The sequence below is a fragment of the Halobaculum gomorrense genome (assembly GCF_900129775.1).
Taxonomy (GTDB): domain Archaea; phylum Halobacteriota; class Halobacteria; order Halobacteriales; family Haloferacaceae; genus Halobaculum; species Halobaculum gomorrense.
This window is the reverse complement of sequence record NZ_FQWV01000002.1, coordinates 476,733-490,537: the sequence shown is the minus strand read 5'-3', so window position 1 is coordinate 490,537 and position 13,805 is coordinate 476,733. Positions and strand designations below refer to the sequence as shown.

The following is a 13,805-nucleotide window of genomic DNA, read 5'->3' as shown; positions in this document are numbered from 1 at the left end:
AAGTGACTGATTTCTGAGCAGGATCGCGCGACTGACGGCTCCGACGATCTCCCGCACGTGTTCGGGATCGTCTGTCCCGTCGGTTTCGGTCGGCCGAAAATAGTCAGTGACGTGAAACTTAACTCCGCGGGTCGGGTAGCTCTGATATGGTCGACGCCGGCGCGTACGTGTTCGTCTTCGTCGCGGGGGTAGTAACCGCCCTCGCGACCGGGCTGGGCACGATCCCCTTTTTGCTCGTCGACGACATCGGCGACCGCTGGAACGTGGTCCTGTGGGGGCTCGCCTCGGGGATCATGCTCGGCGCGTCGCTGTTCGGGCTGGTGAGCGAGGGGCTCGCGTACGGCGGCCCCGTGGAGTTGGGCGTCGGCGCGCTGGCGGGTGTCCTGCTCGTCGTCGTCGCCCACGAGGTCATCGAGGGCGCAGAGGTGCACCCGAAGCAGTACGAGCAGGCCGACTACCGGAAGCTCCTGCTCATCCTCGGCGTGCTCACGGTCCACAGCTTCCCCGAGGGCGTCGCCGTCGGCGTCTCCTTCGCGGAGTTGGGGTTCGACACGCCCGGCGGAGTCGTGCTGTTCGGCACTGCGGTGCCGCTGCTGGCGGTGTTCATGACAGTCGCCATCTCGGTCCACAACGTCCCAGAGGGGGTGGCGGTGTCGATCCCCCTTCGGTCGATGGACGTGTCGCCGCCGAAGATGGTGTGGTGGGCGGTGTTCTCCAGCCTTCCGCAGCCGGTCGGCGCGGTGATCGCCTTCTACTTCGTCACGCTGGCTCGGCGGTTCCTTCCGATCGGCTTCGGCTTCGCCGCGGGGGCGATGGTGTACCTCGTGCTCACGGAGTTCATCCCGGAGGCGCTGGAGCTGGGCGATGGGCTCGCGGGCGACGGGAAGCGCGAGCTCGTCGCCGGCGTCATCGTCGGGGTCGCGGCGATGGTGCCGCTGCTGTCGGTCACGTCGGTGTAGCGGGAAGAACGTCGGCCGCGGCCGGATCAGCGGCTCAGTGGGAGTGGCCCATCGCATCCGAGAGGCTCTGGCCGAAGCGCTCCTCGAACAGCTCCTCCGCCTTCTCGTTGATGTCGAGCACGTCCTGGGGTGCCTCGCCCTCGCTGTGGTGGGCGATGGCGTGTGCCTGCTGGGCGAACGCCTGGAGGACCACGTCGCTGATGACCTCGCTGGGATTTTCGCCCTGCTCGGCGAGCATGTCGACGAGCCCCTCGGGGAGGTCGACCTCGTCGCTGTCTCCGTCCGGACCGGTGATCGTGTAGGTTTCAGTTCCAACCATGGCTCTCCGGATGGTTACCGGACATAAAGGTCCGTGGGTCTGGTACTGCGTCACGGTCGGGGAGGTTATTATACCGCGAGCGAGCCAGCCGAAGGCTGGCGAGCGAGTGGCTTTGGCATCACCAGAATCACGGAGCGATTCTGGTTAGTAGTCAGAACGCTCCGCATTCTGACGACATCATCAGACGGGCGTCGGCGTCTGATTAGCGGTCGAATTCGTCGAATTCGACAGCATGAACGAGTTTTCGCCGAGCGGTTCCCGCAGCGGTCGGCGAAGCTGGCCGCGAGGAAACCCGAGGTGAAAAGAGGTTTCTAGTCGTCTGCGGCCGCGGGCTCCTCCTCGGCCTGAGCCGCCGCCTCCCGCTTCAGGTCCTCCAGGTAGTCGTCGGCGTCAATGGCCGCTTTGCTCCCCATCCCGGCGGCCGTCACGGCCTGCTGGTAGTGGTAGTCGACCACGTCGCCGGCGCCGAACAGCCCGGGCACCCCGGTTTCGGTCTGGCCGCCGCCGGTGCCGCCGACGGTCTGCAGGTAGCCGTCGTCGTCGAGTTCAACGCCCGTGTCGGCGAGGTAGCCGGTGTTGGGCGTGTGGCCGATGGCGTAGAACACCGCGCCGACCTCGAACTCCCACTCCTCGGTGTCGGGATCGTCGAGCTTGTCGGTCGGGTGTCCCTCCGGGTTGCGCACGAGGGTGACCGACTCGACGCCCGCCTCGGCCGTCCCGTGGAGCTCGGTCACCTCGGTGTTTCGCATGATCTCGATGTTCCCCTCGTCGACGTGGTCCATCACGCGGTCGATCCAGTAGTCCTCCGCGCGGAACTCCTCGCGGCGGTGGGCGATGTACACCGTGTCGGCGAACTTCGTCAGGAAGCTCGCCTCCTCCATCGCGGCGTCGCCGCCGCCGACGACGAGCATATCCTCGCCGCGGAAAAACGCGCCGTCACACGTCGCACACGTCGACAGCCCGAAGCCCATCAGCTCGTCTTCCCCGGGGATGCCGAGCGTCCGCGCGGACGCGCCGGAGGCGGCGATGACGGCGTCGGCGGTGTACACGTCGCCGTTGGAGAGCTCGACGCGGAACGGGCGCTCGGAATCGTCCACGCGCTCGACGACGCCGTTTTGCACGTCGGCGCCGAAGCGCGTCGCCTGCTGTTTGGCGTTGTTGATGAACTCCGCGCCGTTGATTCCCTCGGGAAAGCCCGGGAAGTTCTCGACCTCGGAGGTGAGGGTGAGCTGTCCGCCGGGCTCGTCGCCCTCGAACACGAGCGGCTCGTTGTTGGAGCGGGCCGCGTAGATGGCCGCCGTAAGCCCGGCCGCGCCGGTCCCGGCGATGATCAGCGGGCGGTGCTCGACGATATCGGAGGTGTCTGTCATTAGCTTCGGGTAGGGTCGAACGGGGTATGTAGGTTGTGCTGTCGTGCTCGGACTGCGAACGACAGTATTGCAAACAATAGACAATACGAATCAGCGGCGGGTGAGGAACAACGACACCCTCACGGGCGGCGGCCACGCAGACGCACGCATGCCCGCCGATCTCGACGAGAAGACGACCCGCTACGGGGAGATGCTCGCGTCCGCCCTGGAGGAGGCGGAAGTGTGCGTCCCCGAGGGGACGCCGCTGTACGGGATGGCCGAAGAGTGCGAGGAGATGGCCGTCTCCTACCTCGAGGACGGACGGCACTTCCGCGAGGCCGACGATCCCGTGAACGCGCTGGCGTCGTACTCCTACGGCTACGGGTGGCTCGACTGCGGCGTCCGCATGGGACTGTTCGCGATCCCCGAGGACACTGCCCTGTTCACGACGGAGTGAGCGAAGTCGGGGGTCCGCCCAACCCCCCCGAACCCGGGCGGCGGTTTTATTCTTCGATCGCGACAAGACTCGGGTATGGACGACACTCGACTCTCGGACATCGTCGTCGCCACCGACGGGAGCGACCCGGCCGCCGCGGCCGTCGAGGCGGCGATCGGGCTCGCCGCCGGCACCGGCGCGAGGCTGCACGCCTGCACGGTGGTGAACCCCTTCCCCACCGGACAGAAGCTCACCGACCTCAGGGACCACCGGGAGGAGGCGGAGGAACGCGTCAAATCGATCGCGTCGCGGGCCGAGGAAGCCGGCGTCGACGCCGTCGCGACCCTCCGGGAGGGCGTGCCGGCCGACGAACTGCTCGCGTGCGTCGACGAGGTCGGGGCGGACGTGGTCGTCGTCGGCACGCACGGGCGGGGCGGCGCACGGCGGGTGCTCCTCGGGTCGGTCGCCGAGGCGATCGTCCGCACCGCGGACGTGCCGGTGCTCGTGGTCCACGGCGACGGCGAGCGCCGCGAGTGGGGGTCCGAGAGCCGGCTCGTGGTCGCGACCGACGGCAGCGACGCCGTCGTCCCGGCAGAGCGGATCGGCGTCGACCTCGCGGCGACGCTGGGCGCGCGCCTCACCGCCGTCAGCGCGATCGACGAGGCGCGGACGCTCGCGAACGTCGGCGGCGGCGTGCTCACGAACGAGACGATCGAGTCGGTCAAGCGGGCGCTGAGCGAGCGAGCGGGCGACGCGGTCGATCGAGTGCTGGAGCGCGCCGAGGACGCCGGCCTCGACGCCGACGCCGAGATGATCGCGGGCGAGCCGAGCCGGGCGGTCTGCGGGTACGCCCGAGACGCCGACGCGGACCTCGTCGTCGTCGGAACCCACGGCCGAACGGGCGTCCGCCGGGTCGTGCTCGGATCCGTCGCCGAGCGGATCCTCCGGGCCGCGGACCGCCCCGTACTCGTCGTGCCGGCGTCCGCCGAGACGTTCGAGAACGCCGAGGGATCGGTCGACGCGGAGGCGGGCGCTGACGGCGAGTCGCCCGAGTGACCGACCCGCGAGCGACGGGGCGATGAGTGACCGACCCGCGGCCGATCAGAAGCGAACCGTCGGCCCGTCGTCGCCGTCTTCGACGGTGAGCCCCAGCGCCTCCAAGTCGTCGCGGAGGCGGTCGGCGCGCTCGTAGTTGCCCACCTCGCGCTCGGCCTCGCGCACGTCGAGCACCAGGTCCGCGAGGTCGCTGACGAGCTCCACGTCGCCGCCGGCCTCGGCCCCGAGTTCGAGCCCGAACACGTCGCCGCCGAACGCCTCGAACGCCTCGACCGCGCGGCGGAGGCCGCGGTAGTCGTAGGCGTCGGCCGCCGTGTCGTCAGCGTCACCGTCGCCGTCGCCTCCGTCGTCGACGCGCTCGACGTGCCGGTGTACCGAACCGGCCAGATCCAGCAGCGCGCCGAACGCCTCGCGGACGTTCAGGTCGTCGTTCATCGCCGCAACGAACGTCTCGCGCGCCTCGTCGACCGCCCCGCGGAGGTCGTCGTCGGTCGCCTTCGCGCGGGCGTCGACGGAGTCGCAGCCGTCGACGGCGGACTCGTAGCCGCGTTCGAGGCGCTCCCAGCGCTCCTCGGCCTCGCGCATCGCGTCCTCGGAGAACACCTGATCACCGCGGTACTGCGCGCCGAGGTAGAACGTGCGCAGGACGTTCACCCCGAACTCGTCGAGCGCGTCCGAGACGGTGAAGAAGTTGCCGAGGCTGGAGGACATCTTGTCGTCTTTTGTCTCCAGCAGGCCGTTGTGGAGCCAGTAGCGCGCGAACGTGTGGCCCGTCGCAGCCTCGCTCTGGGCGACCTCGTTCTCGTGGTGCGGGAACACCAGATCGCGCCCGCCCATGTGGACATCGAGGGTGTCGCCGAGGTGCGTCGTCGACATCGCCGAGCACTCGATGTGCCAGCCGGGGCGGCCCTCTCCCCACGGGGATTCCCACGTCTGGCCCGTCGGGAGGTCGCCCTCGTGCTCGTGTTTGCGGTGCTCGTGGACGGCGTCGGCGCCGACCCCGTCGGCCTTCCACAGCGCGAAGTCCGCCGGGTGGCGCTTCTCGGCGAGCACGTCTTCGTCTTCCCCCTCGTTGGCCTCCAGTTCCTCGGGGCGCTGGTTCGAGAGGTGGCCGTAGTCGTCGAAGCTGGTCACGTCGAAGTACACCGAGCCGTCGGCCTCGTAGGCGTGGCCCGACTCGATCAGCCGCTCGACGAGCGCGACGATCTCGGGGACGTGCTCAGAGACGCGGGGGTACACCGCCGCGCGCTTGAGGTTGAGCCCGCGCATGTCCTCGATCACCTCGCGGGTGAAGTGGCGGGCCACGTCGGCCTCGGTGTCCCACTCCTCGCGCTCGCCGACGCGCGCGGCGATCTTCTCGTTCACGTCGGTGACGTTCTCGACGTGGTGCACGTCGTAGCCGAGGTGGTCGAGCCACCGGTGGAGCACGTCGGCGTGGAACCACAGCCGGGCGTGCCCGAGGTGCGCGTCGTCCGAGACCGTCAGCCCACAGACGTACAGCAGGACCTCGTCGTCGCTTGCCGGCTCGAACGCCTCCCGTTCGCCCGTCAGGGTGTTGGTCACGGACAGACCCATATCGGGCGCCGCTACGCGGTCCTCCGTGTTAAACGGTCGAAGATCGGATCGGGTCAGGCGTTGAGCGGGCCGTCGCCCTCGACGGCCGTCTCGACGACGCGGAGGGCAGTCGCCCCGTCCCTGCGCCCCACGACGACGAGCAGGGCCGACGGCGTCACGCCGGCCGCCTCGACGGGGACACCGGCGGTCCGAAGCCGTCCGAGGACCCGCTCGAGGTGGATCGCGTCGACGGTCCCCCTGGCGAGGACCGCCGTCGCGTCGCCGGCATCGACGGCGAACGCGGCGTCGCCGACCGACAGCAGGGCCTCGTGGTCCACGGCGTCGCCGTCGGTGGCGGCTGCGTCCGCCCCGTTGCCGGCGTCGCCCCCGCCGTCGACGCGACCAACCCCACGCTCCATCGTGACCCGGGCGTCCACGACGTCGCCGTCGGTCGTTCCCCCCGCGCCGGCGGCGAGGTCGTCCGCGAACCGCCGCAGCGCCGTCGCCACCGCGTCGCGGTCGGCGTCGATGTCGAGCGTCGCCGCGGCGGCCGCGTAGTTCACGACGCCGGCGCGGAGCGCGTCGTGCAGGAACGGTCGCTCGCGGACGGCGGCGCGGGTCTCCTCGGCGACGGTCATGCGCGGAGTCGCGGCCGCGTCGGGCATAACGGCGGCGGTTCCCGGAGGTCGGGTGGTCGAGCCGGGACGAGTCGGGCGGCCGGACGGGGCCGAGCGGGCGGGGGCGGGCTGGACCCCGGCTGAAACGGGGTTCAGTAAGCTGCGGGACAAAAATATCATTCAGAGTATCGTTTAGTGGGTGGGATTCGATCGATCAGCTGCAATGAGACGACCACTGCACGGGGACCGCGGGGTTCCCGACCCGGATGACGTATCGGTCGGCCCGACGGTGGCGGTGTCTGTGGCGGCGCTGGCGACGTTCGTCGCCTTCGCGTTCCCGCTGGTCGGCGCGGCGCTGGCCGGCGCGGTCGCGGCGGCGGTCGGACGGACAGTGCTGGCCGGCGCATGGAGCAGGCTCGGACGCCGGCGTCGCCGACGGGTCTGTCTCCCCGGAACCCGCGCCTGCGTCGAGGTCTGAAGCGGTCGGGTCGCGGTCGCCGCTGACGCGCCTCTCTCTCCATCGTCCGCGCCCTCCTCTACCACCCCGGCGCCGGACCCTGGCGGGGTACCTCTCCTGCCGAAGGCGATAAGGTCGCTCCGGCCCTCGATTCGTCCATGAGTCAGGCGCTGGTTATCGTCGCCCACGGGTCGCACCTGAACCCCGGATCGAGCGCGCCCACCTACGACCACGCGGACACCATCCGCGCGGCCGGCGCGTTCGACGAGGTCCGGACGGGGTTCTGGAAGGAGGAACCGAGCCTCCGCGAGGTGTTGCGCACCTGCGAGGCCGACGAGGTGTACGTCGTCCCGATGTTCATCTCGGAGGGGTACTTCACTGAGCAGGTGATCCCCCGCGAACTCCGCCTCGACGACTGGGACGTGGCCGACTGGGACTCCGACGGTCTCTCGGCGGACGTGGCCACCTACACCGCCGCGGACACCGGCCAGACCGTCCACTACTGCGGGCCGGTCGGCACCCACGGGTCGATGACGGACGTGCTGGTACGGCGCGCCGAGAGCGTGACGAACGACCCGGACGTGGGGGAGGGCTTCGGGTTCGCCGTCGTCGGCCACGGCACCGAGCGCAACGAGAACTCCGCGAAGGCGATCGAGTACCACGCCGAGCGCGTGCGCGACCTCGACCGCTTCGACGAGGTGCAGGCGCTGTACATGGACGAGGAGCCCGAGGTGGACGACGTGACCGACTACTTCACCGTCGAGGACGTGGTCGTCGTCCCGCTGTTCATCTCCGACGGCTTCCACACCCAAGAGGACATCCCCGAGGACATGGGGCTCACCGACGACTACCGCACGGGCTACGACGTGCCCGCCGCGGTCGACGGCCACCGGGTCTGGTACGCGGGCGCCGTCGGCACGGAGTCGCTGATGGCCGACGTGGTGCTGGAGCGCGCCGCCGACGCCGGCGCCGACGTGGGCGCCGCCATCGAATCCGTCCGCGAGACGACCCGCGTCGCCCCGGGGGCGGACGACTGAATGCTCGCGAGACAGTTCGACGCCCTCCTGAGGGCCGCCGACGCCGACGGCGGGGTCGAGTTCGACGGCCTCCGCGTCGCCCGCGAGGGCGGCGGTGACGCCGAGGATGGCGCGGCCGCAGACGCCGGTGGCTACACCTTCGCCACCCCTGCACACGAGGCGACCGGCCTCTCGGAGTCCGAGCTTCACGCCCACGCCGAGGGGAGCCCGTACGTCACCAACTGGTACTTCTGGGAGCGCGAGGTGCAGCGTCACGACTCGCCCCGTCGCGCGTTCCTCCGGCGCGCCGAGGCCGCCGACGAGCACGACGCCGCCGCACGCCACGAAGCGCTCGGCGACGGCATGGTCACCGAGTGGGGCCAACTCCGAATCGAGGCGACGCTGTCGGGCGACGGCGACGGCTCCCGGCGGTACGACGTGCGCCACGTCGACGACGCCGACCGCGCGGTCGCGGACCTGGAGCGGCACGACGACCCGCTCGGCGCCCGCGAACTAGCGAAGTACGACTACGACGGGATGTACCGCCCGCTGAAGACCGGCGCGAACATGCCGACCGGCTGGGCATTCCACGGCCTCGACTGGCGCGACGCAGTCGAGACCGTCGAGACGCTGTACCCCGCGACGGTCGCGAACTGGTACCGCGAGCAGCGAGGGGAGTTGGACATCGACCACTGGACGGACACGACGGACCGCCAGACGGGCATCTACGGGGTCGTCTCGGAGCTGCCCCGCGAGGCCGTCGAGTGGGTCGCCGAGGCCGCCTGCGACGACTCCCAGTGCGTGAAGCGGCGGGAGTGGCAGTACAGCGCGGACGACGAACTCGCCGCCGACGGCGGGACGGGCGCGTTCCCGTGCCGGGAGCCGTGCTCGCTCGTGATCGCCGCCGGTCGGAAGTGGACGAAGTTGGAGGAAGAAGAGCCCCGCGAGTACACGTTCCGCCTCACCCCCAGCGAGAAAGAGCAGATCGAGGGGGTCCTCGACGCGGTCGCCGACGGCCGGGTCGACGAGATCCGCGAGGCCGACGTGTACGAGGACGCCAACCGCTACCGGACGCGCTACCTCCGTGCGAAGCTGTTCGACGACCACGGCAACCTCGGCGGGGTTCCCACCGATCCCGAGGAGCACCACGAAGCCGAGTAGCCACGAGAGGCCGACCGAACGGTCTCGTCCGGATGGCGATTCTACGCTGGCGGCCGGGTGTCGTATCGGTCCCGCCTCCGTCAACAGACCGGCGGAGACGCCTTCGATCCGGCCGGGCGGCGAGCCCGCCGCAGGGTCGCGTTCTGTGACCCACGTGAGACGACCCGGTGACGCTGCGTTCTCCCGGAGCCGTGCTTACAGTCGTATCCACAGACGCAGCCCGAACAGCGCGACTGCGGAGCCGACGATCACGAACAAGCTCACCAAAATCGAGTACACACCGAGCACGATCGCCGATCGAACCGACGTGAACGCGTACCCGGCGGGCAGTCCAATCATCAGCGATCCGGCGTGAACGCCGAGGAAGGCCCCCGCACCAGAGAAGAACTTGCCCGTGTAACTACTGCCTGTTAGAAACGCGAGTCCAGTGAGGAGGACACACGTGATCGTCGTCAGGGCTGCCAGAAGGGCACCCAGCGTCTCCAGTTGGCCGGTGGAAAACGTCGGGACGTAGACGCCGACAGACCGGAAGAACTGGATCGCTTCGAACATGTCCTCGTTCAGGCTCTCGAGGAGGCTCTTCGAGAACCCCTGCAGAACCGGCGCCACTCCGCCACCGGCGAGCATCCCGATGAGGAGCCATCTGCGAAATCCCATCCCGGAATGGTGGTCGAACAAGCCGTTAAATAAGACTTCTGACACGGTTGGACCCGTCTCCCGAGACCCGATCCGCGTCGCCTCCAGGGACCAGCCGCCAGCCGTCCTACCCGAGCAGCAGGAACCCGGCGACCAGCACGGCCACGCACACCGCGACCACTCCAAGCGTGACCGCGAGCCCGTCGAGCGTTGTGGCGACGATCCCCGCCCCGACGAGCGCTGCGGCCGCGAGCGCGCCGACCGCGATCGTCCCCGGCTCCGGCGAGGGAACGTCGACCTCGCCGTTGAGCGCCGCGCGCGCGGCGTCGCGAGCGCGCGCGATCCCCTCGTCGATCGGCCGAAGGACCGCAGTCGATGCCCAGTCGCCGTGATCGTCCGACTCCGGACCCTGTGACGGGTCGCCCGTCGGTCCGCCGGCGGCGCTTGCCGAGGGCGACCCCGCTCGGCCGTCGCGTATGCGCTCGTCGGTCGCCGAGCCGACGCCGGCCGGATCGGTGCCCGCCTCCTCGGCACCCGCGGACCCGCCGTCGTCCGCGCTCGCCGACGGGTCGACCCGGAGCGGCACGGTCGCCTCCTCGGCGCCGTGACCCACGATGACCGACAGCGCTCCCTCGACCGCGGGGTCGACGGACGCGACGGACACCCGAACCGTGCGGGTCGACTCGCCGTCGACGTAGTGGTTGGGCGGCGTGACCGACGCGATCTCCGCGAGCGGTCCGGCGAATCGCAGGTGGACATGGACCGGCTCCCCCTCGTTACGTAGTTCGACGGCGAACGACCCGTCGGTCGCGAACGACTCCGGCACGGTCACCTCGTTGAGTCTGTCGCGGTTCAGCGTCACCCCCAGGACGGCTGCCTCTGACGACACGGGTTCTCCTCCCGTCGACACGGTAAAAAAGTTCGTCGCCGCGGCGAGGGCGGATCGCTCGCGGCGGCGCGTCCGATCCCTACTCGCGCATGTCCGGCGGCAGCAGGTTCGGGATCCCGTCCTCGATGGGGTACGTCTCGCCGCAGTCCGTGCAGGTGAGCGTGCCCGCGGTGATCTCGCCGTCCTCGCCCGCCTCGCGCTCGGTCACCTCGAGGTCGAGGTCGTGCTTGTCGAGCGGACAGCAGACGATGTCCAACAGGGACTCCTTCATTACCCGAAACCTTGCGCGGGCCGGCCAAAAGTATGCGGGTTCCCCGTCCCGCAGTCTCACGCCTCGCCGTCGCGGAACCGCCCGACTCGTCGGGTCCAGTCCCAGCCTCGATACCGGACCCACGGGCGGTCGTCCGTATCGATCAGGTCGTACTCGCGCAGCAGCGACCGAACCCCCGCGGCCCCGCCGAAGTCACCACGGAACCACAGACACAGGCGCGGCACGCGGACGACACCACGGCCGAACGGTCCGGCGTCGGGGTCGAACTCGACGGTGCGGTCGAGGTACAGTGCCGTCGCGTCGTCGAGTTCGGCGTCCACGTCGGTCGAGTACGCGGCGATGGCGGGACACGACGCCGCCGCGCAGTTGAGCGCGAAGTGGACACGAGGCTCGATCGAGTCGACGCGGTGGCGGCGCTCGAACGCCGACGGACGCACGCGCGGGAGGTAGCCGAGGCCATACTTCGAGCGGCCGCGGAGCAGGCCGTGTTCGATGTCGTCGAGCGACAGCGCCGTGCCGGCGACCGTCAGCGCGTCCGCGGCGAAGAACCGCCGCCGCGACTCGTAGAGGGCGGGCCGGTCGGCGGCGAGCAGTTGGGCGGCGGCGTTGTAGCAGTTGAGCCAGCACGCGAGGCGTTCGGCCGGCCCCAGCGTGTCCAACGCCGATTCGGGAAGCGCCGCCAGCGACGCACGCTCCGCCTCGACCGACACCCCGCGCTTGACGCCGACCAGCAACGCGCGACTCACCACGAGCGGGTCAGTGGCGGCGGCCGATGACTCGTCGTCTTCGACGGGGTGATTCACGACCAGTAGTGGGGCCGCGACCACAAAGGGGATTACTCAGGCGTGCGCGAGCCACGTCCACGTCCAGGCGAGCGAAGTCGTCGCCGCCAGCGTCACCATCGCGGCGACGGCGGGCAGCGGCGAGCGACGCCGCGTGAGCGTCCGCGCGGTCCACGCGGCCGGCAGGACTGCGAGCACGTGGGCGACGACGACGACGGACGGGAACAGACCGACGAGCGAGACGACGGCCACGAGGACGGGATAGCCCGCGGCGAACACGACGCCCAAGCGCCGCACCTGCGAGACGGAGAGGCGAACTGCGAGCGTGCGCTTGCCCGTCGCGGCGTCGGCCTCGCGGTCGGCGTAGTGGGTCGCGAGGAGGTTCGGGACGACCAGCCACGCGAACGGCGCCAACGCGAGGACCGCCACCGCGTCGGGTGAGGCGACCGTCGCGTACCCCGCCAGCGGGAGCACGAGTGCGCCGAGGAGGACGTTCGTCGCCTCACCGACCCCGCGAGCGATCAGCCGAACCGGCGGGAGCGAGTACGCCCACCCGAGGCCGAACACCGCGAGCAACGACGCCTGCGTCGCCAGCGAGACGCCGACCGCGCCGACCGCGAGTACGGCGGCGACGGCGACGACGCCGCTGACGACCGTCGCTCGCCACGCGAAGCGCCGTGGGTCGGGCACGTCGAGGTCGACGAGCGCCCCGCTCCCACCCGAAAACGGCGTGCGCTCGGTTCGGCGGTCGGTGTCGTAGTCGGCGTACTCGTTGGCGTAGTGGACCGTGACGGCCGTCGCGACGGTCGCACCCGCACCGGCAGCGACGGCGACGGCGTCGAACGACCCGCCGCGAGCGAGTGCGATGGCGACGCCGAGCCAGTACACCACGACGATGAGCAGCACCTGTGACGGTCGGGTCATCCGCCACAGTGCGCGGAGCCGCCTACGCACGCTCGGGGTCGGAGCCGCCGGACGCTCCCTCGGTCACGGCCCGACAGGCCGCGAGGAGGTCGTCGATAGCCGGCCGGTCGGCGGGTCGCGTTCCGGGGAAGGCGGACGCGATGGTCGGTTCGTCGCGGAGGTCGACGACGAGCGCCAGTGGCATCCGCCCGACGAGGTCGAACAGGTTGCCGAGGACGCCGAACCGAACCGGCTGGTCGTAGGCGTCGCTCGTCTCGCCGTCGGGGTCCGCGAGCACCGGGTACGGCAACTCGACCGACTCCTGCCAGTCGCGGGTGCGCTCGGGCGACTCGGGGAGCACCGACGCCACCTCGGCGTCGACGGCCGCGAACTCCTCGTACCGCGTCTTCACGCGGGCGACCTGCTTCCGGCAGTTGCCACAGAGGTAGTCGCGCTGGAACAGCAACAGGAGGGCGTCGTTGTCGGTGGCGGCGTCCGCGAGGCCGTACGGGTCCGGGCCGGGGCCGAGATTGCGCAAGGAGAACGTCGGGGCGGGCGCACCGGCCGCCGTCGAATCGGGCATACCGGATGCAGGGCCCACAGTCGGGTATGCGTTTCCCGACCGGGCGACGGAGTTACCACCTCGCCGCCTTCAGGATCGGTAATGACGCGCGCCGCCGTTGAGGAGGGGTTCGAGCGGTTCGTCGAGGACGCGGTCCGGGCGACCTACGAGGAGTTCTCCGTCGTGAACGCGCTCCGCGGGGGGAACAGACCGCCGGGCGTCACCGAGCGGCTGCTCAAGCGCAACGAACTGCTCGAGCGCCGGGTCGTCCGACCCGAACTCGACGACTACCGCGACCGGGTGCTCGCGGAGTTTCACGCCGCGCTCGACGCCGTCGAGTCCGAGGAGCCGTTCGAGGCGCACCGCGACCGGATCCTCGCGCACGACGCGTACGCGCTGGCGATGCGGTCGGACCTCTCGGACGACCGGAGCGAGGAGATCCGCGACGCGCTGCTCGCCCGCCAGCGGAGACTGGTCGAGGACGTGGAGCCGCTGCTCGACAGCGACGAGGACGACTTCTGGAACGCGCTCGCGGACGTCTTCACGGTCGACCGAGCGTTGCGGTTCGTCGACGAGCGGTTCGAGTTCACCGAGCCGATGGCCCGCTACCCGGACGCGTTCCGGCTGGCGGTGACGATCGACCCCGGCGAGCTGCTCGGCGGCGTCGGCGGACTCCTGGCCGGAGGGCTGCCGGAGATGCGCGTGGAGTTCACCGACGAGGCGCGTCGGGCGATGCGCCGCGCGGAGACGCGCGTGCGCGAGGAGACCACCCGTGAGGTCCGGCGGCGGCTGTAGCGGTCGCGGCGGGCGGCGACGCCGACGACGGCTGAGAGACGGA

17 protein-coding genes are annotated in these 13,805 nt (G+C 70.5%); 7 read left to right on the top strand and 10 right to left on the bottom strand.

Annotated elements, in window-relative coordinates; genetic code table 11:
• The first annotated feature begins 146 nt into the window (after window positions 1-146).
• Window positions 147-959: a ZIP family metal transporter gene (locus BUE16_RS06005; protein ID WP_073307538.1), complete on the top strand. Its 813-nt coding sequence runs from the start codon at window positions 147-149 to the stop codon at window positions 957-959.
• A gap of 34 nt (window positions 960-993) precedes the next feature.
• Here the strand turns inward: BUE16_RS06005 and BUE16_RS06000 are convergent, their stop codons facing one another.
• Together BUE16_RS06000 and BUE16_RS05995 are read right to left on the bottom strand one after the other, a co-directional pair.
• Window positions 994-1,278: a DUF7545 family protein gene (locus tag BUE16_RS06000; RefSeq protein WP_073307536.1), complete on the bottom strand. Its 285-nt coding sequence runs from the start codon at window positions 1,276-1,278 to the stop codon at window positions 994-996.
• Window positions 1,279-1,589: 311 nt separating this feature from the next.
• Window positions 1,590-2,732, bottom strand: a complete 1,143-nt coding sequence (locus BUE16_RS05995) for an NAD(P)/FAD-dependent oxidoreductase (RefSeq protein ID WP_079991515.1) — start codon at window positions 2,730-2,732, stop codon at window positions 1,590-1,592.
• Between the two features lie 64 nt (window positions 2,733-2,796).
• On the opposite strand from BUE16_RS05995, the gene BUE16_RS05990 reads away from it, so the two are divergent.
• Window positions 2,797-3,084 (top strand): DUF357 domain-containing protein, encoded by a 288-nt coding sequence (locus tag BUE16_RS05990; RefSeq protein ID WP_073307684.1) that lies wholly within the window; start codon window positions 2,797-2,799, stop codon window positions 3,082-3,084.
• A gap of 75 nt (window positions 3,085-3,159) precedes the next feature.
• Window positions 3,160-4,119, top strand: coding sequence for a universal stress protein (locus BUE16_RS05985; RefSeq protein ID WP_073307534.1), 960 nt, complete (start codon window positions 3,160-3,162; stop codon window positions 4,117-4,119).
• Window positions 4,120-4,164: 45 nt separating this feature from the next.
• Here the strand turns inward: BUE16_RS05985 and cysS are convergent, their stop codons facing one another.
• Entirely contained in the window at window positions 4,165-5,694 is a 1,530-nt protein-coding gene (cysS, locus tag BUE16_RS05980; RefSeq protein ID WP_073307531.1) for a cysteine--tRNA ligase, read from the bottom strand.
• A gap of 53 nt (window positions 5,695-5,747) precedes the next feature.
• Complete coding sequence (locus tag BUE16_RS05975) at window positions 5,748-6,311, bottom strand: DUF7523 family protein (RefSeq protein ID WP_073307529.1); 564 nt, start codon at window positions 6,309-6,311, stop codon at window positions 5,748-5,750.
• A 202-nt stretch (window positions 6,312-6,513) separates the two neighbouring features.
• Here BUE16_RS05975 and BUE16_RS05970 point away from each other — a divergent pair, with 202 nt between their 5' ends.
• The 3 genes from BUE16_RS05970 to BUE16_RS05960 all read left to right on the top strand — a co-directional run bounded on the left by BUE16_RS05970 (window position 6,514) and on the right by BUE16_RS05960 (window position 8,924).
• Window positions 6,514-6,768: a hypothetical protein gene (locus BUE16_RS05970; RefSeq protein ID WP_073307526.1), complete on the top strand. Its 255-nt coding sequence runs from the start codon at window positions 6,514-6,516 to the stop codon at window positions 6,766-6,768.
• A gap of 137 nt (window positions 6,769-6,905) precedes the next feature.
• The gene (locus tag BUE16_RS05965) at window positions 6,906-7,784 is read left to right on the top strand and encodes a CbiX/SirB N-terminal domain-containing protein (RefSeq protein ID WP_073307524.1); all 879 of its coding nucleotides are present in this window, start codon (window positions 6,906-6,908) and stop codon (window positions 7,782-7,784) included.
• Entirely contained in the window at window positions 7,785-8,924 is a 1,140-nt protein-coding gene (locus BUE16_RS05960) for a DR2241 family protein (protein WP_073307522.1), read from the top strand.
• A gap of 195 nt (window positions 8,925-9,119) precedes the next feature.
• Here the strand turns inward: BUE16_RS05960 and BUE16_RS05955 are convergent, their stop codons facing one another.
• The 6 genes from BUE16_RS05955 to BUE16_RS05930 form a co-directional block, all read right to left on the bottom strand.
• The gene (locus BUE16_RS05955) at window positions 9,120-9,581 is read right to left on the bottom strand and encodes a hypothetical protein (protein WP_073307520.1); all 462 of its coding nucleotides are present in this window, start codon (window positions 9,579-9,581) and stop codon (window positions 9,120-9,122) included.
• Window positions 9,582-9,687: 106 nt separating this feature from the next.
• Window positions 9,688-10,449, bottom strand: coding sequence for a DUF7524 family protein (locus BUE16_RS05950; protein WP_073307518.1), 762 nt, complete (start codon window positions 10,447-10,449; stop codon window positions 9,688-9,690).
• 79 nt (window positions 10,450-10,528) lie between these two features.
• Window positions 10,529-10,720: a methytransferase partner Trm112 gene (locus BUE16_RS05945; protein WP_073307516.1), complete on the bottom strand. Its 192-nt coding sequence runs from the start codon at window positions 10,718-10,720 to the stop codon at window positions 10,529-10,531.
• A gap of 56 nt (window positions 10,721-10,776) precedes the next feature.
• Window positions 10,777-11,523 carry a DUF547 domain-containing protein gene (locus tag BUE16_RS05940; protein WP_073307514.1) on the bottom strand — a complete coding sequence of 249 codons (747 nt, stop codon included), beginning with the start codon at window positions 11,521-11,523 and terminating at the stop codon, window positions 10,777-10,779.
• Window positions 11,524-11,559: 36 nt separating this feature from the next.
• On the bottom strand, window positions 11,560-12,426 hold the full coding sequence (locus tag BUE16_RS05935) for a prenyltransferase (protein ID WP_079991514.1): 867 nt from the start codon (window positions 12,424-12,426) through the stop codon (window positions 11,560-11,562).
• 22 nt (window positions 12,427-12,448) lie between these two features.
• The gene (locus BUE16_RS05930) at window positions 12,449-12,988 is read right to left on the bottom strand and encodes a redoxin domain-containing protein (protein ID WP_073307511.1); all 540 of its coding nucleotides are present in this window, start codon (window positions 12,986-12,988) and stop codon (window positions 12,449-12,451) included.
• An 81-nt stretch (window positions 12,989-13,069) separates the two neighbouring features.
• Here BUE16_RS05930 and BUE16_RS05925 point away from each other — a divergent pair, with 81 nt between their 5' ends.
• Window positions 13,070-13,762, top strand: coding sequence for a hypothetical protein (locus BUE16_RS05925; protein ID WP_073307509.1), 693 nt, complete (start codon window positions 13,070-13,072; stop codon window positions 13,760-13,762).
• Window positions 13,763-13,805: the final 43 nt, after the last annotated feature.